This is a genomic window from Opitutus sp. sgz309028, from assembly GCF_059821195.1.
In genome coordinates, this window is record NZ_JCAMRR010000002.1 from 458,553 (window position 1) to 479,001 (window position 20,449).

Annotated in this window: 15 protein-coding genes and 1 tRNA gene; 6 read left to right on the forward strand and 10 right to left on the reverse strand. The window is 66.1% G+C overall.

Features of this window, described 5'->3' with window-relative positions:
- Nucleotides 1-99: 99 nt before the first annotated feature.
- The 8 genes from AC6RV7_RS07710 to AC6RV7_RS07745 all read right to left on the reverse strand — a co-directional run bounded on the left by AC6RV7_RS07710 (nt 100) and on the right by AC6RV7_RS07745 (nt 11,609).
- The gene (locus tag AC6RV7_RS07710) at nt 100-2,502 is read right to left on the reverse strand and encodes an ABC transporter permease (RefSeq protein WP_500093337.1); all 2,403 of its coding nucleotides are present in this window, start codon (nt 2,500-2,502) and stop codon (nt 100-102) included.
- 82 nt (nt 2,503-2,584) lie between these two features.
- A complete protein-coding gene (locus AC6RV7_RS07715; protein WP_500093338.1) occupies nt 2,585-5,068 on the reverse strand; it encodes an ABC transporter permease in 2,484 nt (827 codons plus the stop codon).
- A 94-nt stretch (nt 5,069-5,162) separates the two neighbouring features.
- Nucleotides 5,163-5,867, reverse strand: a complete 705-nt coding sequence (locus AC6RV7_RS07720) for an ABC transporter ATP-binding protein (protein ID WP_500093339.1) — start codon at nt 5,865-5,867, stop codon at nt 5,163-5,165.
- A 180-nt stretch (nt 5,868-6,047) separates the two neighbouring features.
- Nucleotides 6,048-7,301 (reverse strand): efflux RND transporter periplasmic adaptor subunit, encoded by a 1,254-nt coding sequence (locus tag AC6RV7_RS07725; RefSeq protein ID WP_500093340.1) that lies wholly within the window; start codon nt 7,299-7,301, stop codon nt 6,048-6,050.
- Nucleotides 7,302-7,456: 155 nt separating this feature from the next.
- Nucleotides 7,457-8,260 carry a glycosyltransferase gene (locus AC6RV7_RS07730; RefSeq protein WP_500093341.1) on the reverse strand — a complete coding sequence of 268 codons (804 nt, stop codon included), beginning with the start codon at nt 8,258-8,260 and terminating at the stop codon, nt 7,457-7,459.
- Nucleotides 8,261-8,478: 218 nt separating this feature from the next.
- On the reverse strand, nt 8,479-9,810 hold the full coding sequence (locus AC6RV7_RS07735; protein WP_500093342.1) for a sensor histidine kinase: 1,332 nt from the start codon (nt 9,808-9,810) through the stop codon (nt 8,479-8,481).
- A 153-nt stretch (nt 9,811-9,963) separates the two neighbouring features.
- Complete coding sequence (locus AC6RV7_RS07740; protein WP_500093343.1) at nt 9,964-11,334, reverse strand: sigma-54-dependent transcriptional regulator; 1,371 nt, start codon at nt 11,332-11,334, stop codon at nt 9,964-9,966.
- A 32-nt stretch (nt 11,335-11,366) separates the two neighbouring features.
- Nucleotides 11,367-11,609 carry a hypothetical protein gene (locus tag AC6RV7_RS07745; protein WP_500093344.1) on the reverse strand — a complete coding sequence of 81 codons (243 nt, stop codon included), beginning with the start codon at nt 11,607-11,609 and terminating at the stop codon, nt 11,367-11,369.
- 257 nt (nt 11,610-11,866) lie between these two features.
- On the opposite strand from AC6RV7_RS07745, the gene AC6RV7_RS07750 reads away from it, so the two are divergent.
- From AC6RV7_RS07750 to AC6RV7_RS07775, 6 genes are all read left to right on the forward strand, one after another.
- Nucleotides 11,867-11,943, forward strand: a tRNA-Pro gene (locus AC6RV7_RS07750).
- 97 nt (nt 11,944-12,040) lie between these two features.
- Nucleotides 12,041-12,514, forward strand: a complete 474-nt coding sequence (locus tag AC6RV7_RS07755; protein ID WP_500093345.1) for a VanZ family protein — start codon at nt 12,041-12,043, stop codon at nt 12,512-12,514.
- Nucleotides 12,492-14,519: an NAD-dependent DNA ligase LigA gene (gene ligA / locus AC6RV7_RS07760; protein ID WP_500093346.1), complete on the forward strand. Its 2,028-nt coding sequence runs from the start codon at nt 12,492-12,494 to the stop codon at nt 14,517-14,519. Before AC6RV7_RS07755 ends, ligA begins: the two co-directional genes overlap by 23 nt.
- Nucleotides 14,520-14,589: 70 nt before the next feature.
- Nucleotides 14,590-15,915, forward strand: coding sequence for a hypothetical protein (locus tag AC6RV7_RS07765; protein ID WP_500093347.1), 1,326 nt, complete (start codon nt 14,590-14,592; stop codon nt 15,913-15,915).
- A 137-nt stretch (nt 15,916-16,052) separates the two neighbouring features.
- Nucleotides 16,053-16,685, forward strand: coding sequence for a carboxypeptidase regulatory-like domain-containing protein (locus tag AC6RV7_RS07770; protein WP_500093348.1), 633 nt, complete (start codon nt 16,053-16,055; stop codon nt 16,683-16,685).
- Between the two features lie 7 nt (nt 16,686-16,692).
- Nucleotides 16,693-18,918, forward strand: a complete 2,226-nt coding sequence (locus tag AC6RV7_RS07775; RefSeq protein WP_500093349.1) for a hybrid sensor histidine kinase/response regulator — start codon at nt 16,693-16,695, stop codon at nt 18,916-18,918.
- Nucleotides 18,919-19,120: 202 nt separating this feature from the next.
- On the opposite strand, the gene AC6RV7_RS07780 is transcribed toward AC6RV7_RS07775, so the two are convergent.
- Together AC6RV7_RS07780 and AC6RV7_RS07785 are read right to left on the reverse strand one after the other, a co-directional pair.
- Nucleotides 19,121-19,588, reverse strand: a complete 468-nt coding sequence (locus AC6RV7_RS07780; protein WP_500093350.1) for a DoxX family protein — start codon at nt 19,586-19,588, stop codon at nt 19,121-19,123.
- Between the two features lie 147 nt (nt 19,589-19,735).
- A complete protein-coding gene (locus tag AC6RV7_RS07785; RefSeq protein ID WP_500093351.1) occupies nt 19,736-20,329 on the reverse strand; it encodes a hypothetical protein in 594 nt (197 codons plus the stop codon).
- Between the last annotated feature and the right edge of the window lie 120 nt (nt 20,330-20,449).

Sequence of the window (20,449 nt, forward strand, 5' to 3'; positions counted from 1 at the left end):
TGAAGCGGAAGCGGAACTGGCGCGGCGAGTTTCGTCGCCGAGCCTCGTCTTCAACTTAAACTTAAAACTTAAAACTCCGCCCTGCGGGCGGCGGCGGCGCTATTCGGCGCGGAGGGCGATCAGCGGATCGACCTTGGTGGCGCGGCGCGCCGGGATGAGCGATGCGAGCGCGGCGACGACGAAGAGCAAGGCCGACACCATCAGCAGGCCGAGCGGATCGGCGCTGACCAGCCGCGGCATGAACGCACTGAGAAAACGCGACAAACCCCACGCGCCGGCGAGCCCGACGGCGAGTCCGATGCCCGTCAGCCAGAGGCCGCGGGCGAGCACATGGCGCAGGATGTCGCGCGGCTCGGCGCCGAGCGCGAGACGGATGCCGAACTCGGACGTGCGTTGCGCGACGATGTGGGAGATCACGCCGTAAAGTCCGACCGCGGCGAGCGCGAGGCCGAGCGCGGCGAAGCCGACCAGGATCTTCGCAATCACGATCAGGTTGTGATTCGCCTCGTCGGTGAGCTGCGGCACGGTGCCGACGCGATCGAGCGGAAGGTCGGGATCGAGCTCGGAGACGACCCGGCGGACCGCTTCGCGCAACGCGGCCGGCTGGCGGCTGCGGACGAGGACGTTGGCGTAGCTCCAGGGCTCCTGCACGAGCGGCTTGTAAACGGTGAGCGAGGTGGACGGATTGGCGACGTTGGCGACGGGTTCGACATCGGCGACCACGCCGATGACCTCGCGCCACTCGATCTCCTTGTTCTGGGTGCTGCCGATCCGTTTGCCGATCGCGCTCTCCTTCGGCCAGAAACGTCGCGCGAGCGATTCGTTGATGATGATGTAGGGCGGCCCGTCGCGTTCGAGGTCGCGCGCAAAAAGCCGGCCCTCGCGCAACGGGATCCCGAGCGTGGCGAAGTAGTCCGGCGTGATCATGACGAACGACGCGGTTGGATTATCGTTGCGGCCGGAAAACTCCGCGTCGGCGAACACCTGGTGGTCGTTGTAATAGCCGAACAGCGGGACGGCGGTGGACAACGCCACGTGCTCGGCGCCGGGCAGCAGCGCGAGCCGGTCCTCGAGCTTGCGGAAGAAATCGATGCGTTTTTCCGGCGTGGTGTAGCGTTTCTCCGGCAGCGGCATCGTGCCAGTGACGACCTGCGCGGTGTCCCAGCCGACCTGGCGCTGCAGCAGGCGCGTGAAACCGCGGTTCATCAGGGCGGCGCCGCCGAGCAGAACGAGGGCGAGGGCGACCTCGCCGACGATCAGCGCATGGCGCATGCGATGATGGCCGCGCCCGGAGGTCGAGCCCCGGCCCTGCGACTTGAGGGTCGCGACGACGTCGGTGCGCGACGCGAAGATCGCCGGCACAATCCCGAACAGCACGCCCGTGACGAGGGCGACCAGCAACGTCGCGACGAGCACGCGCGTGTCGGTCGCGATTTTGAACGACGCCTCGTTGCCGATCAGGATGCTGCGCTCGATCAGGCTGTTGATCCAAAGCGCGACCACAAAGCCGAGCGCGCCGCCGGCGACGGACACGATCACGCACTCGGTCAACTGCTGCGCGATCAGCCGGCCGCGGGTGGCGCCCAGCGCGGCGCGAATCGCGAAATCGCGGAGCGCGGTCGTTGCGCGGGCGAGTTGAAGATTCGCGAGATTCGCGCAGGCGATGAGCAGGACGAAGCCGGAGAGCCCGAGCAGCATCCACGAGATCGCGCGCCCGGTGCTGTCCATCGCGGCCTCGTGCAAGGGCCGCACTTGAAATTTCAGTCCGGAGTATTCCTGCGGAAACTCCTTCTCCCAGCGCGCGACCAGCGGCGACAGCTGGGCGACGATGTTTTCCGGCGAAAGACCGGCGGCGAGGCGCGCGACGAGAAAGGTGTTCCGATAGCCGCGAAACGTGAGCTGATCGGGCGTGTAGTTCAGCGGCCGCCAGAACGCCACCGGTCCCCACATGAGCTTGTAGTCGAAACTGGGCGGCATGACACCGACGATGGTGACCGTCTCGCCGTCGAGCCGCATCGTGCGGCCGAGGACGTTCCGATCGCCGGCGAAACGCGCCTGCCAGAACGAATGACTGAGGAGAACGACATGGTTTTTCCCCGGCTGAAATTCGTCCGGTGCAAACGGACGGCCAAAGAGGGGCGCAGTGCGAAACGTGTCGCCCATCTCCGAAGAAAGCATGACGCCGACGAGGCGTTCCGCCGGCCGCCCCGCCTCGGACCAGGAGGATGCGGCGAACGCCTGCTCGGTCAGCGACGAAAGCCCCGTGATCTGCGCGCGGAGCTCCTGGATCTCCGTGGCGGAAAACGTGTAGAACCGGCCGCCGCGCGTCGTGGCCTGGATGGAAACGATGTCCTGAGGATTCGGATACGGCGCAGAACGAAAGAGCAGCGTGTCGACGACGCTGAACATCGACGTGTTGACGCCGATGCCGAGCGCGAGCGTCAGCAGGGCGATGATCGTGTAGCCCGGCGACTTCAGGAGGGAGCGGAAAGCGTATTTCATACCTGCCAGAGTTTGAGATTCAGGAGGAGGGCGGGGGTCGGGCGGAAGAGAACAGAAGCGCCCGGCTGAAATGCGGTGCGGCCTATTCGGTGCGGAGAGCCTCGATCGGATCGACACGGGTCGCGCGGCGGGCGGGAATCCAGCAGGCCGCGCCGGCGGCAAGCAGCAGCGCGAGCGCGCCGGCGATATAGCTGGTGAGATCGAAGGCTCCGACGCCGAAAAGCTGGCTTTGGAGCAGGCGGGTGGCGAACCAGCCGCCGGCGAGTCCCAACGCGATACCGGGCAGGATGAGCGTCAGGCCGCGCCGCAGCACAACCAGGAGCACGCTGTGGCGCTGCGCGCCGAGCGCCATGCGGATCCCGATTTCGCGGGTGCGGCGGCCGACATTGAACGCCAGCACGCCGTAGATGCCGATCACGGCGAGGAGCAGCGCGGTGCCGCCGAAGAAGGCGAAAAGGCTCATGTTGAACCGGCGGCCGGAATAGGAATCCGCGACACGATCGGACATCAGCCGCACGTCGTGGATCGGATGATCGGGAGCGACGGCGCGGATCGCCTTCTGCACGGCGGCCACGGCCGCGCTCGGTTCGAGCCGCGTGCGCACGGCCAGATGCACGCCGAACGGCGCCGGAAACTGATGCAGCGCGAGGTAGAACTCCGGCTTCGGATCCCGGTCGAGCGTTTCCTGGCGGGTGTTGCCGACGATCCCGACGACGCGGGCCACCGGGAGATTTGCGCTCGGGAAACCGAGCTGGAAGCGCCGGCCGATCGGATCTTCGCCGGGCCAGAGGCTCTCGGCCATCCGCTCGCTGACGACGCAATCGAGCTCCAGGCCGCGATAAACCCGGGCAATGGTTTCGACGGAGATCGGCGTGTTGGGAGCGATCTCGGGTTGCGGCTCCCGACCGGTGAATGCACGGCCACGCAACACGGGGATGCCCATCACGCGGAAGTAGTCGGTCGTGACGAAGTGGGAGTTGGCGGACGGCAGCTTCCCCGCCTCGGGCACCGGCAGGTCAGTGCGGAAGATCACCATGCTGGACGTGTTCCAGCTGAACGGCAGCGCGGAGCCAAAGGCGGCGGACTCGACCTCCGCCAGCGTGGCGACCTCGGCCAGAATGCGTTCCTGGAAACGTGTGTGAGACCACGCATCGCGTTGCAGTTCGCTGACCGCGGGCGGCGCGACCTGCAGGGTGATCACGCGCGTTGGATCGACGCCCGGCGAGATGGCGGTGAGGCGTTGCAGGCTGCGCACCATGAGACTGGCGGCGACCAGCAGGACGAGCGCGAGGGCGACCTGGCCGACGACCAGCAGATCGCCGACCTGCCAGTGGCCCGGCAGGAGGCGGAGCGTGCGCGGCGTGTTCTTGAGCGCGTCGTTAGGGTCGATTCGCGACGCGTGCCAGGCGGGGACGAGTCCGAAGAAGAGACCGGTCAAGACGGTGATGCCGGCGAGAAAGAAGAGCACGTTCGCATCGTAGCCCGATTGCGTGGCGACGATCGGCTGCATCTGCCACGGCACGAGACGGCGTCCGAAATCGTAGCCCCACAGACTCAACAGCGCGCCGACCGCACCGCCCACCGCGGCGATCAGCAGACTCTCGGTGACGAGCAGACGCACGAGCCGGAAGCGGCTCGCGCCCAGCGCCGTGCGGACCGCGATCTCGCGCTCGCGGGCGAGCGAGCGTGCGAGGAGCATGTTGGCGACGTTGACGCAGGCGATCAGCAGCACGAGGCCGACGGCGCCGAGCAGGAGCAGCTGGCTCGAGCGGGCTTCGCTGGCGAGATTATCGCGCAATGGCTGCACGCGGATGCCGGTGCCGGCGTTGGCCTCGGGCCACGCGAGCTGCAGCCGCTGCGCGATCACGTCCATCGCGGCCTGCGCCGATTCGAGGCTCTCGCCCGGTTTTAGGCGGGCGACGACGCGCGTGCCATTATGGTTTTCGCGATCTTTGAGAAACATCTCGTCCGCGGCGGGCGCGACCGGGAGGAACAGTTCGGCGGCGCGGAAGAAACGGAAATCGGGCGGCAGGATGCCGGCGACGGCGTAGGCGCGGCCCTCGATGAGCACGGACTGGCCGATGGCGGCGGGATCGCCGCTGAAAAACCGCTGCCACCCGGCATGCGTGAGCCAGACGACGGGCGCGGCGCCGGGCCGGTCGTCCTCCGGGGCGAGCGCCCGGCCCAGCGCGACGTTGACGCCCAGGACATCGAAGAACCCGGCGGAAACATAGCCGGCGGAAACGAGCTCGCTCGCGCCGGCGGTCTTCAGTTTGACGCTGTTGGTGCGGTAGATCGCGAGATCGGTGAACACCTCCTGCTGGGCGACCCAGTCCAGGAAGTTTGGATACGAAACGGACATGTCCGGCCACTGGCGGTTGCGCTCCGTGACATGCATGAGCCGCCCCGGCTCGGGGTAGGGCAGGCTGCGCAGGAAGGTGGCGTTGACGATGCTGAACAGCGCGGTGTTCGCGCCGATGCCGATCGCGAGCGTGAGCACGGCGACGACGGTGAAACCGGGCGATTTCGTCAGTTGCCGGAAAGCGTAGCGCAGGTCCGGGATCATGGACGTCGAAGTTTGAGGTTCAGGTGGAGGACGGACGCGTGGGCGCCGCAGGAAGCTTGAACCGAGACTTCCAGCGGCGACGGACGGATTGCGCTCAGGTTCGGGTGGGATCGGACTCGACCTGTTCCTGCACGACGCGACCGTCGAAGATATGGATCGTGCGGTCGGCGTTGCGGGCGAAGCGGGCGTCGTGCGTGACCATCACGATCGTCGCGCCGCCCTGGTGGAGCTCGGAGAGGAGCTGCATGACGGCATCGCCGTTTTTCGAATCGAGGTTGCCGGTGGGCTCGTCGGCGAGGAGGACGGCGGGTTTGCCGGCGAGCGCGCGGGCGACGGCGACGCGCTGCTGTTGACCGCCGGAGAGCTGGGACGGGAGGTGTTTCGCGCGGTGCCCCATGCCGACTTTCTCGAGCGCCTCGAGGGCGGCGGCCTTGCGCTCGGCGGCGGGCATGCCGCGATACGTGAGCGGCAGCTCGACGTTCTCGAACACGGTCAGATCGCCGATGAGATTGAAGGATTGGAAAATGAAACCGATCTCGCGATTGCGGATGCGGGCGCGCTCCGGGAGCGAGAGGCCCTGGACGGGACGGCCGTTGAGGACGTAGGTGCCGTCGGTCGGCGAATCGAGCAGGCCGAGAATCGAGAGCAGGGTGGATTTGCCGCAGCCGGACGGGCCGGCGATGGAAACGTATTCGCCTTTTCGGATCTCCATGTGGATGCCGGAGAGGGCGTGGGTTTCCACTTCGTCGGTGAGGAACACTTTGGTGACGCCTTCGAGTTTGATGAGCGAGTCGGACATGGTGAGGAGGAGTTGAGTTGGGGAGAGGAAAGGTCAGCGCGGAGTTTTCGGATCGGTCGCCACGAGGGCGACGAGCAGGGCGAGAATCACTAGCAGCGGGATCACGGTGAGAGAGGTGCGCCTCTCGAACACGCGAGGTTGGGCAAAGGTTACAGAAGTTGTGCTCGTTCGGGAAAAAACTCAGTCGAGCTTGATCCGGTCGTTCGTCTCCCACTGCTGCATGTCGGAGAGGATCACCCGGTCGCCGGGCTGGAGTCCGCCGAGGACCTCGATCGTGTTGACGGAACTGCGGCCGAGTTTGACGGGGACGCGGCTGGCATAGGCGCCGTCCGGTTCGAGCTTGAAGATCTGGACCGTGGTCTGTTCCTGGCCGAAGGCCGGGCGCCCGACGTAGACGACATCGTCGAGGCGTTCGAGCTCGATCGTGCCGTCCACCGAGAGGTCGGGCCGAGCGCCGCGCGGCAGTTCGCCGTTCATGCTCACGTCGACGGTGACGGTGCCGTTCTGGACGGAGGGATCGATGCGGGAAACGTGGCCGGCGACGACGCCGTTGCGCGTGTCGACCTGCGCGACCTGGCCGATCTCGATGTCGCGCGCCTGCGTCTCGGCGATGCGGATCTCGGCCTTGAGCCGGCGCGGGTCGGCGACGCGAGCGAGGTTGGTGCCGGGCTGCACCTGGGCGCCGACCTCGACGGGCAGAATCTGGAGGATGCCGTTCATGCCGGCGCGCACGGTGAGCGCGTCGAGTTCGTCCTGGCGGAGCTTGGCTTGCGCGCGGAGGCGGTCGACCTCGGCGACCTTGACGGCGAGTTGGGGCGCGATGGAGTCTTTGGTGAAAGCGTAGCGCTTCTGCTCGATGTTGTAGCGGGTTTCAGCCTGCTCGGCGGTGACCTTGGAAAGCTTCACGTCGAGCGGGGAAACGAGTCCGTCCTTGATGAGCTCCTCGTTCACCTCGGCGCGAAGCTTGGCCTGTTCGTAGTCGGCTTTGGCGGTCGCGGAGGCGGCTTCGGCGGCGAGCACGCCGCTTTCGAGCTGGACCTTGAGATTGGAAAGTTCGGCCTCGGCGGCTTTCAGCTGCGACTCGGCGTCGGTCGCGGCGCGCACCACGTCGGGATTGGTGAGGATCAGGATCACGCTGTCGGGGGCCACGGTCGCGCCGGGACGAAGGACGATCTTGTCGACGCGACCCTGCGTCCGCGCAGCGATCCAGGTGATTTCTTCCGGAACGAGCGTGCCGAGACCGCGCACCTGGCGAAGCATCTGACCGCGCTTCACGTCACCGACCCAGACGAGGTTGCGCTCCACGGTGGGCGCGGCTGGCTTCAGGCGCGCGAGTACGACGGTGATGCCGATGAGCGCGACGGCGATGGCGCTGCCAACGAGGATGCGTTTGCGAAGCTTGGCCTTGGCTTGTGATGGGCGCGGGATGTCCATGCGTGCACATCTGATTGCACGCGCCGTGCCAGCGTTTAGTTCACGTTATAAACCGCTGACAGGAAATGGATAGAAAAACGGGGCGGCGGCTTCGAACGCGGGCAAGGCATCGAAGCCGGGACGCTGGCGTCCCGAAAGTGGGATCCGCGGGCGGGCTAGATTTCGGCGGCGAGGGGCTCGTCGGCGACACCGTGTTCGCACCGGATGCGGCGTTCGCGGCGGGTTTGCTCGAGGATGCGCTCGTTTACGTTCATGCGGTAGCGGGCGATGCGGGGATGATCGAGATGGTAGACGATTGCCTGGCCGAAGACGGTTTTGGCAACGAGCCCGGCGTGACGGAGGCGCAGTGCGAGCTCAGCCTCCTCGTGACCCCAGCCGACGAAGCTTTCGTCGAAACCGTTGACCCGGAAAAAATCTTCGCGCCAGACGGCGAAGTTGCAGCCGCGGATCGCGTGTCGTTCGTTTTTGGATACGGAGGCGAAGGGCCGGCGGACGGCGCGGCGCAGGTGATAGAGGCGGCCCTGCGCGAAGAGGACGAAAGGCTGCAGCCGCCGCGGCGAGAGATCGCGGATATAGCGTGCGCGGATGCCGGCGCGGCGTCCCTGGACAAAACAGCCGCGCGCGGCATGGCGGCAGTGATCGGCGATGAAACGGCGGTGCGGCAGGCAGTCGCCTTCGAGGAAAATAAGATAATTGCCGCTGGCCGCGCGGACGGCGCGGTTGAGCGCGGCGGTTTTCTTGAACTCGAAATGCGGCTGCCAGAAACGGCGGATCGGAAAGGGCAGGCGGGCGGACCAGCGCTCGATCAGCGCGGTGGTCTGATCGTCCGAACCGTCGTCGACGATCAGCAGTTCGGCGGGCGGACGGGTTTGAAGACTCAGTGCCTCGAGGACCAGGTTGAGGGCGACGGGATTGTCCGCGAGGCTGAGGATGAGCGAGGGACGAAGGGAAGTGTTCATGGTGACGTCAGCGGTGGCGCGGCGGAGGAAGCGAAGAGTCGGTTCGCAAAAAAAACCGCCGTTGGCGGGGCGGTCAGTCTCTCACAAATGGCGCAAACCTCCGCGCCGCGCAACGCCGCCCCGCACGCAAACCTCCCGGCTTCCTGCTCGGGAGGTTTACCGACGCGAAGGGTGACGTTCGCGTGACGGAAAACGCGTGCGATCGCGGCGACCGGGCGTCACGCCGGCAAGCGCAGGCGGGCGACGCTGCCGCTGCGATCCTTGCGGTTCTCCAACGAAAGTCCGCCGCCGTGATTTTCCGCGATCTGACGGCAGAGCACGAGGCCGATGCCCGAGCCGTCAGGCTTGGTGGTGAAGAACGGAACGAACAGATTCGAGGCATTGGCGATGCCGGGACCTTCGTCCTCGATGACGATCTCGATCGCGCCGGGCAGGCGCTGCCAGGTCACCTGCACGCCGCCGCCGGTTTCGAGCGCGGCTTCGGCGGCGTTTTTGACGAGATTGATCAAAACCTGTTCGATCTGCGCGGCGTCGCAGGCGAACGATGCCGGCGGTCCTTCGACCAGCGCGACGGCGCGGCGGGTTTCGAGCGCGGTGACGCGGCGGACGAGCGGGCCGAGGTCGCAGACCGCAAGGGAGGGGGCCGGCAGGCGGGCGAGCCGCGCATAGGCCTGCATGAAGCGGCTGAGGCTTTCCGCGCGCGACGCGATGATCTCGAGCCCCGACTGCAGGTCCTCCTCCCAGTCGGGGGCGCGTTGCGGACGTTTCAACAAGCTGCCCAGGCTGCCGGCGATGGATTTGATCGGCGCGAGTGAATTGTTCAGTTCGTGACCGAGCACGCGCACGATGCGTTGCCAGGCCTGCAACTCCTCCTCGCGCAAGGTGCGGCTGAGATCCGCGATCACGATCAGATGGTGCGGCCGACCGCCTTCGCGAAACAAACTGCGCCGCATGCCCCAGCGGCCGTGACCGCCGGGAAACGACGCGGTCGCGAGGAGCCGGTTCGGCTCGCCGGCGAGACAATCGGCGAGGCCGAGCTCGGTGGCGTCGCGGCCGAGGATGCGTTCCGCCGGTTTCGCGAGCAGGATCTGGCCGGCGTGGTTCGCGAGGCGGAGCTTGCCGTCCGCGTCGAAGGCGAAGATGGCCACGTCGATCTCCTCCATGACCGTGCGGAGCAGGGCGGTGGCCTCGAGCGCGCTGAGACGCTGCTCCTGCAACGTGCGGCTGAGCGTGTTGATCTCGGCCATGACGTCGCCGAGCGGTTCGTCGCGCCGCGCGCCGCGCGCGCGGACGGAGAAATCGCCTTCCCGCAGCGCGGACAACAGGTTCGCCATGGTCTGCAGCGGCCGGACGACGCGCGCCTGCAGGGCGAGGGCGAAGCCGAGCCAGCAGCCGACGATCACGAGCGTGAGCGTCCACTGCACCTTCGGCGTCGCCGCGCTGCCGAGCCACAAATAATACATCGCCACCAGCACGGCGGGCAGGCCGGCGAGGAGGCTCTGGAAAAAAACCAACTGCTCGTGCGAGAAGCGGCGTTTGGACGGCGACATCAAAAAGGAGAAACCACGAAAGACACGAACGACACGAAAAGAAATAGGCCCACGGAACACACGGACCACACAGAAATGCTATTTCCGATTTCCGTGCGTTCCGTGTATTCCGTGGGCGAAATTTTCAGCCTTTCTTGGTTTCAAAACCTGCGCTCAGAGCCCGTATTTTTCGAGCCGGCGGTAGAAGGCGCTGCGGCTCAGGCCGAGTTCCTCGGCGGCGCGGCGGGCGTTGCCGTCGCAACGGGCGAGGGTCTTCTTGATGAGGAACGCTTCCACTTCCTCGATGCTCATTTCCTCGAGGCGCGGCGTGGCATCGCGCGCGACGGTGAGGCCGAGGTCCGGGGCGCGGACGACTTTGCCCTGCGCCATGAGCACGCCGCGTTCGACGGCGTGGTCGAGCTCGCGGACATTGCCGGGCCAGCCGTAGTCGCGCATCGCCTGCACCGCGGATTCGTCGAAGCCGGTGATCGATTTCCGATAGCGTTCGACGTGCTGCTTCAAAAAATGCTGGGCGAGCAACTCGATGTCTTCGCGGCGCTCGCGCAACGGCGGAAGATGAAGGTGGATCGTGTTGAGCCGGAAAAGGAGATCCTGGCGAAATTTGCCGGCCGCGACCTCGGCGGGAATATCGGCGTTGGTGGCGGAAATGAGACGCACGCTCGCACGATACGTGCGGGACGAACCGACGCGCTCGAACTCGCCGGTCTCGATCGTGCGAAGCAGCTTCGCCTGCTGGCTCATCGGAATGTTGCCGATCTCGTCCATGAACAGCGTGCCGCCGTCGGCGAGCTCGAACCGGCCGGCGCGATCGCTCTTCGCATCGGTGAACGCGCCGCGCACGTGTCCGAAGAGCTCGCTTTCGAAAACGCCCTCAGGCAGTCCGCCCATGTTGACGGAGATGAAAGGTTTTCCGGCGCGGACCGAGACGGCGTGGAGGGCTTGCGCGACGACGCCTTTGCCCGTGCCGTTTTCGCCGGTGATGAGGACGTTGGCGTCAGAGGGGCCCACGCGAGCGATGACCTCGAGGACGGGACGCATCGCGGCGGACTGGGCGATCAACGTCGGCCCGCCTTTGCCGCGCAGGAGCTGGTTTTCTTCCTGCAGCCGCTGGTAGGCGCGGACGGCGCTGCCGAGTGCAATCTGGTTTTGGACGATCGCGAGCAGGCGCGGGTTGTCCCAAGGCTTGGTGATGAAATCGCGGGCGCCGCGCCGCATCGCTTCGACCGCCACATCGACGCTCGCCCAAGCTGTCATCACCACAATCGGCAGCGAGGAATCGATCGACTGGAGCTTGTTGAGCAGATCGAGGCCTTCCTGCCCGGAGGTGGTGTCGCGCGCGTAGTTGAGGTCCATCAGCACCATCGCGAAATCGCGCGCTTCGACGGCCTTGATGACGGCGGCGGGCGATTTGACGGTTTCGATCTGGTAACCCTCGGACTTGAGGAGCAGCCGGAGCGCTTCCAACACATCGGGTTGATCGTCGGCGATCAGGACGCGGGGCGAGGACGTGTCGGAAGCGGCCATGGCGCGAGGAGACGAAGCGGGCGAAGGGGGAGTCAAGCGGCGAGGCGGTGCGATTCGTGGCGACGGGCGGCGCGGGCGGCAACGCGGGCCGGGCGGGCGGAGCGGTCGCTGTAGTCGCCGATCATCAACAGCACGAAGAAGGCGGCGGCGAAAAAGGCGATGGTCGATTCGGCATTGATGGCGGCGGGAACGTGAACACCGGCGTTCTCGGCAAGCGCGACACACGGATAACCGGCGGCGAGGAGGATCGTGAAGAGCTTCAGCAAGGTTTTCATGATTTGTGGAGGTTGCCCCTAGCTTTGCACCCGCCGTGCCAAGCGCCCCCTGATTTTACAAGCGCCTATAAGAAAAAAGGTAGAGAAATTCGATCCCTGTGCGCCGCGGCGAAATTCTTCCGCCGCCGGGAGCCGGCTATCCCAAAATCGGGAAGAAATCGGGGGCGGCGAAGCGCGGGCGCGTGAAGTCGTCCCTGTCGCCGAGAAAAACACTTGCCTCGGCTCCCGGGCTGCCGCTTTCTGACCGTTCTCTTGTTCGGGCTGTAGCGTAGCCTGGTAGCGCGCTTGCATGGGGTGCAAGAGGTCGTGAGTTCGAATCTCACCAGCCCGACCATTTCGCATCCTCCGGGAGGATCGCGGGAGAACGCGCACGCGGCGATTTCCTTTACGCTCGCGATCTTTTCGGCGCTGTTGCTGTCACGCAGTCGACCATGCCGCCGCCTTTGCCGCAATCCGATCGTCGCAAGCTCCTCTGGCCTCTCCTGCTGGCCGTGATGGTCACGTGGTGCTCGGCCGGATCGGTGCCGGACGTCGGTGGAGGCATCCCGTATTTCGACAAGATCGTTCATTTCTTCGTCTACGGATTGATGGCGACGCTCGTGGCGCGGCTCGGTTGGGTGCAGCAGACCCGGCCGCTCGGCATCTACGCGGCGGTGCTGGTGGTGTCGGTCTTCGGAATCACGGACGAACTGCACCAGTATTTCACGCCCGAGCGGTCGATGGATGTTTACGACTGGATCGCCGACACGCTCGGGGCGTCGCTGGCGACGCTGTTGTATGCGGAATGGCGGACGTATCGGAATTTCCTGGAGACGCCGTTCGCGGCCTGGTTCGGCAAACGGCGCGTTGAAATCGCGGGCGCTCCGTGCGTAATCGCCGCCGATGGACTCAGCCGCAGCTCGTAAACGGATCGCCGAACTTCGCTCGCAGATCGCCCGGCACGACGAGCTGTATTACCGGCAGGCGCGGCCGGAGATTGCCGATTTCGACTACGACCTCCTCAAGCGCGAGCTCGCCGACCTCGAACGCGAGTGGCCGGAGCTCACCGCTGGCGTGTCCCCCTCCGCACAGGTCGGCGACGACCGCACGGAAGGCTTTCAGGTCTACCGCCATCGCGAGCGGATGATGAGCCTCGACAACACCTATTCGGAGGACGAATTGCGCGAGTTTTACGCGCGGCTGGTGCGCGACCTGGAGCGCGAGGATCTCGCCTTCGTGGTCGAGCCCAAGATCGACGGCCTCGCGGTCAGCCTCACCTACGAAAAGGGGAAACTCGTGCGTGCCGTCACACGCGGCAACGGCGTCGAGGGCGACGACATCACCGCGAATGCGCTCACGATCAAGACGCTCCCGCACGAACTGAAGCCCACCGCAGGGGCGCCGCGGCCGGACGTGATCGAGATCCGCGGCGAGATTTTTCTCACGCTCGCGGAATTCCAGCGGATCAACCGCCAGCGCGAAGAGGAAGGCGAGCCGCTCTACGCCAATCCACGCAATCTCGCCGCCGGCACGATCAAGCAGCTCGACGCGCGCGAAGTCGCGCAGCGGAAACTCGAAATCGTGTTATACGGACGTGGATACGTGGAGCCGGTGAGCGCGCTGCCCGAAACCCAGACGCAATTTCACGGCTGGGTGAAAGCGTGGGGCCTGCCGACCGTGGAAAAATTCTGGACCGTGCGCGGTGCCGAGGAGGTGCTCGCCGCGATCCGCCAGCTCGACGAGTTGCGGGACGCGTTTGCGTATGCGACGGACGGCGCGGTCGTGAAGCTCGATTCCGTGCCGCTCCAGCGCCGTGCCGGTTCGACGAGCAAATCGCCGCGCTGGGCCATGGCTTACAAATTCGCGCCGGATCGCGCGGAGACGAAGCTGCGCGAGATCACGATCCAGGTCGGGCGCACGGGCGTGCTCACGCCGGTGGCGGAACTCGAACCGGTGGTGCTCGCGGGAACCACGGTCGCGCGCGCGACGCTGCACAATCGCGACGAGATCGCGCGCAAGGACATCCGCGTCGGCGATTACGTTTACGTGGAGAAAGCGGGCGAGATCATCCCGGCGGTCATCGGCGTCAATCCCACGCGGCGCGCGCCGGAGTGCGTGCCGTATCAGTTTCCTCAACACTGCCCGGAGTGCGGCACGGCGGTGGTGCAGATTGAGGGCGAGGTGGCGTTGCGCTGTCCGAATTTCGAATGTCCGGTGCAGGTGCGACGGCGCGTGCAGCATTTCGCGTCGAAGGCATGCCTCGACATCGAGGGCCTCGGCGAAGCGATGGTCGACGTGCTGGTGGAGAAGGGCTGGGTGCGCGGCCTGGCGGATGTTTACGGGTTGAAACGGACGGACCTGCTCACGCTCGGAAAAAGCGTGGAGAAATCCACCGACAATCTCCTGGCAGCGATCGAGACGAGCAAACGCGCCGAGTTGTGGCGCTTCATTCACGGCCTGGGCATCCCGCATGTCGGCGCGGCGGCGGCGAAGGACCTGGCGCGCACGTTTCGCAGCCTCGAAGCGCTGGCCGCCGCCAAGTATGAGGACTTCATCCGCCAGAAGGAATCGGTGATCAGCGGCATCGGCGAGACCATGGCGCTGGCGATTCTGGCCTATTTCGCCGAGCCGCGGAATCGAACTGTCGTGGAGGAACTGATACGGGCGGGCGTGACACCGGTGGTCCCGACAGCAGGCAGCTCGCTGGCGGGAAAGACGTTCGTGCTGACCGGCACGTTGCCCACGCTCACGCGCGACGAAGCCACGGCGCAGATCGAAGCGGCGGGCGGCAAGGTCAGCGGGAGCGTCAGCAAGAAAACGAGCTACGTGCTGGCCGGGGAGGAAGCGGGTTCGAAACTGGAGAAGGCGAAATCGCTCGGCGTGCCGGTGATCGACGAGACCGCGTTCAAGCGGCTGCTGGCCGGCGAGTGATCCGCCACGGACGTCCCGCGATGCGCGCGCTTGCCAGTTCGCGCGACTCTGCTACCACCGGCAGCGACGCATGCCTTTCCAGCTGGCAACGTTTCCTCGGGGGGTGAGGAGTGCGACGTTCGCCGTCGCGTCGTTCCTGTGTGCCGCGGCCGAGGATCCGTCCGCCCGACTCGAGGCTCTCGCGGCGCAGAACGCCCGGCTGGAGGCGCAGCTCGAAGAGCAGCGCAAGCTGGTCGAGCAACTGGCGGCGCAACTGGCGGAGATGCGCGGCGCGACGCAGCGGCATGACCGGGTGCTGGAGGAGTTGCAGTCGGCGTCCGACGCACCGTCGGCGCGATCAGGCGGCGGCGGACATGCGGCCGTGCGCATCACCGGCGAGGCCGGACTCGCGTTCTTCAAGACGGGGTCGGCGGGCCAGTTTCCGAATTCGGAGTTTCGCGTCGACGATGCTAAGGTCGCGATCGAGGCGCAGGTCTGGAAAAACGCGTTCGCGTTCGCGGAGTTCAATCTGCTGTTGCGCGAGAACAACGACGAGGCGTTTCACCTGGGCGAGCTCTACGTCGATTTCGAAAGCGTGCTGGGCGGCCGCGCGGTGAACCTGCGCGCGGGCCGGTTGAACGTTCCGTTCGGCGAGGAATATCAGGTGCGCGGCGTGCTGGCCAATCCGCTGATTTCGCATTCGGTCAGCGACATCTGGGGCGTGGACGAGGGCGTGGAGGTATACGGCGAGGTGGGAAAATTCAGCTACGTAACGGCCGTGCAGAACGGCGGGCACAGTCTCCTGCGTGACCACTCCTGGGACAAATCCCTCGCGGCGCGCGTCGGCTACGATCCGAACCGCTGGCTGCATGTGAGCGCGAGCGCGATGCGGACGGGGCAACTGTCGACGAGCGGCGATGCGCTGTCGGAGGTCTGGTTCAGCAACGGCTTTTTCCGCGCGCTCGGAGCGCCGGGAACGACGAAGGAGTTTTCCGCCAATCTTTACGAACTCGACGCCAAGGCGCGCTGGCGCAGCGGGCACCTCGCGGTGGCCGCGGGCTGGGTGAGATTCGACGATGACGATGTCACGGCGGACCACACGCGGCGGATGAATTATCAGTCGGTCGAGTGGATGCAGCGCGTCGGCGAGCGGCTTTACGGCGTCGTGCGCTACAGCGGGATCGAGGCGCCGCGGGGCTATCCGCTGGCGGGATTCGGCAACGCCGGCGCGTTTTTCTACAATCCCGGCGCCCCGTGGACGGAACGTTTGCGGCGGGTGAGCGCGGGTTTCGGTTACCGCTTGGGGCCACCGCTGGTGTTGAAATTCGAATACAGCGTCGAACGCGGACGCACCGTGGCGGGCGCGGATCGTGACGACCAGGACTTCCTGGCGGCGGAGGTGGGATTCAAGTTCTAGCCGGGATCTACGATCTTGTGGGGAAAATGACTCAACCGGGAATCAACCTTGCGCCAGGGCCCGAGCGACCGGCCGGCGGCCACGGCGTGGTCGGGCGTCGCCGCGCACAACTTTCCGTTCTGCTCGCGTTTGCCGTGATGAGCTCCTCCGCCCTGGCGGGAACGCTCGCTGGCACGGTGCGAGCCCGCGGCGCCGCGGAAACGGGCGGAGGGGGCAGCGACGGCGCCTACGGCAGCCGGCGGTATAAGTTCGTCGAACGAATCGACTACGATCGGTTGCAGGACTTTGTGGTCTCGATCGAAGGCCCGCTGCCGGCCGCGGGTGCTTCCCGCGTGGATACGGTGGTGCAGAAAGACGCGGCGTTCGAGCCGCACGTGCTGCCGGTGGTCGCGGGCACGGTGGTGCGCTGGCCGAACGAGGACGATATTTACCACAACGTTTTCTCGATGTCGGACGAGACGCCGTTCGATTTGAAACTCTACAAGCGCGGCGAGCGCGTGCCGGAGGTGCGGTTCGAGAAGGTCGGCCGCGTGGATGTGTTCTGCGGCATTCACACCCAGATGCACTGCATCATTCTCGTGCTGCCGAATCCGTTTTTCGCCAAGACGGACACCCGCGGCCGCTACACGATCAAGGACGTGCCGGCCGGCACGTATCGGCTGAAGGCCTGGCACGAACGCCTGCCAAGTCGCGTGCAAGACGTCGTCGTGCCGGCGGACGGCACGGTGACGGCCGACTTCGTGCTCGGAGTGGGCGCAGCCGGCGAGTAGGGGTGCGATGACCGGGACGCGATTGAGTTTTCAGACGAAGGTGCTGCTCGCCGTCCTGGCCGTGCTGGTGCCGCTGCCGGTGATCACGGTCTGGCTGGTGAGCGATCGCATCGGCGTGCAGATGCTCGACGAGGCGCGGCAGACGCTGACGTCGGCGGAGGACGCGTTCGTGAAGTCGCTCGAGATCCGCGCGCGCGCGGCGATGTTGCGCTATCAAGCGGTCGCCAACGAAGCCCGCGTGAAGGTGACCGCGGGGCTGAACGATTCGAAGACGATGGACTGGCTGTTGCGCAGCCTCCTGAGCGAGGCCAACGACGACAGCGAGGTGATGATCTTCACGACCCGCGAAGGCGGCCGGCTGGCGGGCGTGAGCCGGCGCGCGGAGCCGAGCGTCGAAGCGTTCGCGCACGGAGCGGAGGAGTTCACGGGCGCCGCGTTGAACGGCGAGGCGGTGGCGGGGATGTGGGCGGCCGCGGGCCGCGCCTATGCGGTGGTGGCCGTGCCGACCCAGGCGGAGGCGGGGCCGCCGCTCGGCGCGATCACGGTGGGTATTCAGATCAATGATGCGGTGCTGCAGCAGCTGCGATCGCCCCGCACGGAAATCCTGCTGTTGAGCGAAGAAGCCGTGGCGGCCTCGACGTTGAAGGACCCCGACCGGCACGGTGAGCTGCTGCGGCAGATCGGCTTCGGGGCGACGCCCGAGCCGGTTGAAACCCGACGCAACGTGCGCCGCGTCCAGCTGGACGGCGAACACTACCTGGCGCTTTCCGGTGCGTATCGCGGTCGCCCGGGGCTCGCGTTTCGTTACCTCATCCTCTCGTCCTACGAATTGCGGCTGCATGCGCTGCAGGACGCCCGGCGGACCCTCGTGGCGGTGGGCGCAGCCAGCATCCTGCTCGGCGGCGCGGTCGTATGGTTTTTCCTGCGACGGATCACGCAGCCCTTGCGCGAGCTGCGCGACATGGCGGAAGCGGTCGGCCGCGGCGATTTTTCCCGGAAGGTGGTGCGGTTCTCCAACGACGAGTGCGGCGAACTCGCGCAGGAGTTCAACCGGATGACGTCCAACCTCCAGACGTCGCGCGCGGAGCTGGAGAAAACCGTCTCGACGCTCAAGAACACGCAGGCGCAGCTGATCCAGAGCGAAAAACTTTCCGCCGTCGGCCAGTTCGTGGCGGGCGTCGCGCACGAGCTGAACAATCCGCTGACGGCCGTGATCGGTTTCGCCGATCTGCTCGGAGGCGCGGAGACGAACGAGAAGAACCGGCGCCATCTGGAGCTCATCGCGAAGAGCGCGCATCGCTGTCACAAGATCGTGCAGAGCCTGTTGAGCTTTGCGCGCCAACACGCGCCGGAGCGCCGGCTCGTCGAGATCAACCGCGTGGTCGACGAGGTGCTCGAGATCATGGCTTACGATCTGCGGACGAGTAACGTGGCGGTGAAGCGCGAGTTCGCGGAGGGCCTCCCGCCGTTGATGGCGGACCCGCATCAGTTGCAGCAGGTGTTTGTCAACATTCTCGGCAATGCGCGCCAGGCGATCGAACCCTTCCGCCGCGACGGCGAGGTGATCGTGAGCACGCGGGTCGTAGAAAAAACCGTCTACATCGAATTCAAGGACAATGGACCCGGCATCCGGCCGGACGCGTTATCCCGGATCTTCGATCCTTTCTTCACCACCAAGCCGCTCGGCAAGGGCACCGGCCTCGGTCTGAGCCTTTCCTATGGAATCATCCAGGAGCACGGCGGAAAAATCGGCGTGCAGAGCGAACTCGGCCATGGCGCGACATTTCGCATCGAGCTCCCCGCGGCCGCGGCCCCCGGAGCGATTCAGCGCGAACCGGAACGGCCGGCGCAGGTGGCGACTCGCTCGGGCGCAGGGAAGGCCGTGCTGGTCGTCGATGACGAGAACTGGATCCTGGAGCTGACGCAGGACTTGCTGCGCGCCGAAGGCTATACCGTCGAAACCGCCTCGGGCGGGGAAGAGGCGCTCGCGCGGATCGCGGGACGTCATTTCGACGCGATCGTCTGCGACTGGAAAATGCCCGGGCTAAACGGCCTGCACCTTTACGAACAGTTGCGAACCGGGCAGCCCGCAGCGGCGACGCGCCTGCTCTTCATGACGGGCGATGTGATCAACGAGGACTTCCAGGCGTTCCTGAAGAAGAACGCGCGGCCATGTCTCTCGAAGCCGTTCGCGATCGAGGAATTTCGCGCCGCGGTGGCGAGCGTGCGGTAGGAGCGGTCGAACCGGCGAAGTGGATCGTCTCGGCGATCGCGTTCTCCGCGGGCCCGTGCGGGGGCGAACGCCGGCGATTTTAGGACCACAGAATGCACAGAGGGCACGGAATGAGTGACTGGAATCGCGAGCCAGCCCGCCGCGGGCTCGATGCATTCCGTGGTCGAAAAACTCCGCATCCGCTCCGCAAAACGCGACGGTTCTAGAGTGTCGACGGGGAGACGCTGGGATGCGCGGCGGATTTTTTCTGGGCCATCGCCGCGTCGATCGACAGCGGGCCCGGGCCGCTGATCAGGACGACGACGAGCAGGAACAGCACGAGCGCGGAAAGCTCCAGCGACTGGCCCAGCGCGAACAGCCCGTCCTGTCGGTGAACAATGAATACAGCGCCGGCGAGGATCGGGATTTGCGCGAGCGCGGCGACGCGCGTGAGCAGGCCGACCGTCAGCAGAATGCCGCCGACGAAATGCGCGAGTGTCACGTAGTGGAGGAGCGCTCCCGTGACGAGCCACGGTTGGTTGGCCTGGGAAAGCAGGTTGAGAAAGAAGTCCGTGCGGACATCGAAGACCAGCAACACGCCGCGGGCGAAGAGGGCGAGCCCGAGGTAGATGCGGACACAGTCGAGCCAGAGATCGCGGTGCGATTCCGCCCAAGCGAGGAACTTGGCCATGGTGACCTCCTGTGGTGGGGTTGATGTGTGCACCGGCGCGACGGCGCCGGACCGCGCAGCGTAGGCGGCCGCGTCCTGCCGTCAAACGGCGCGCGCACTCGGGAGGCGGCGTTGTGCCGCGATCGGGTCGATGACCGTCGGACGAACTCAGTAACCGCGCTGCTGCAAAGCGCGGCTGAGCTCCTGCATGAAGGCCTGGGCGTCGTCGGGCTTCGGCCGGTAACCGGGCTGGCTGATCTCGGTGAAGCCGGGGCGGCCGTATTGGTCGATGATCCACTTGCCGGTGACACCGTCGCTGAAGGTGACGGTGCCGCTGGCGACGGCGCCAGGGATGAGCGTGACCTTGTCGACGGCGACGCTGACGTTGCTCGCGCCCGGCGGCGGTTCATCGAACGCCTCGTCCGCAAATTCTTCTTCCGCGGGGATGTCTTCGCCGGCTTCGTCTTTGGCGAGGCCGAGCTTCTCCTTCGCCTTGTCGAAAAAGCCCTTCTTCTCCGGCGGCGGCGCCCCGCGGTCGCTGGCAGGCGGCGGAGCCGTCTGAGCTTTGGAAAGGTCGGACGTGTCGACCTTCGGGGCGGGGTCCTTGAGCGAGAGGTTCAGGTCGTCGACGAGAAAACGCACATCGCGGTAGGTCATCGAGACCTGGAATTCCTCGGCCAGCTTTTTTTGGATCGTGGAAAGATTGTCGCCGGCGGCGACCCAGCTGGAGACGGCTTGTTGCTGCTCAGGAGTGAGGGACATGGCGAAGGTAAAAAGCTAGGAGCGGAGAGCTGAGAGTCTAGAGCAAGAATGCAGAAACGCCAGTGCGGGCCGGAGATGCATCCGAACTGTTTCATTCCGCCGAGGCTCTGGCCTCCCGGC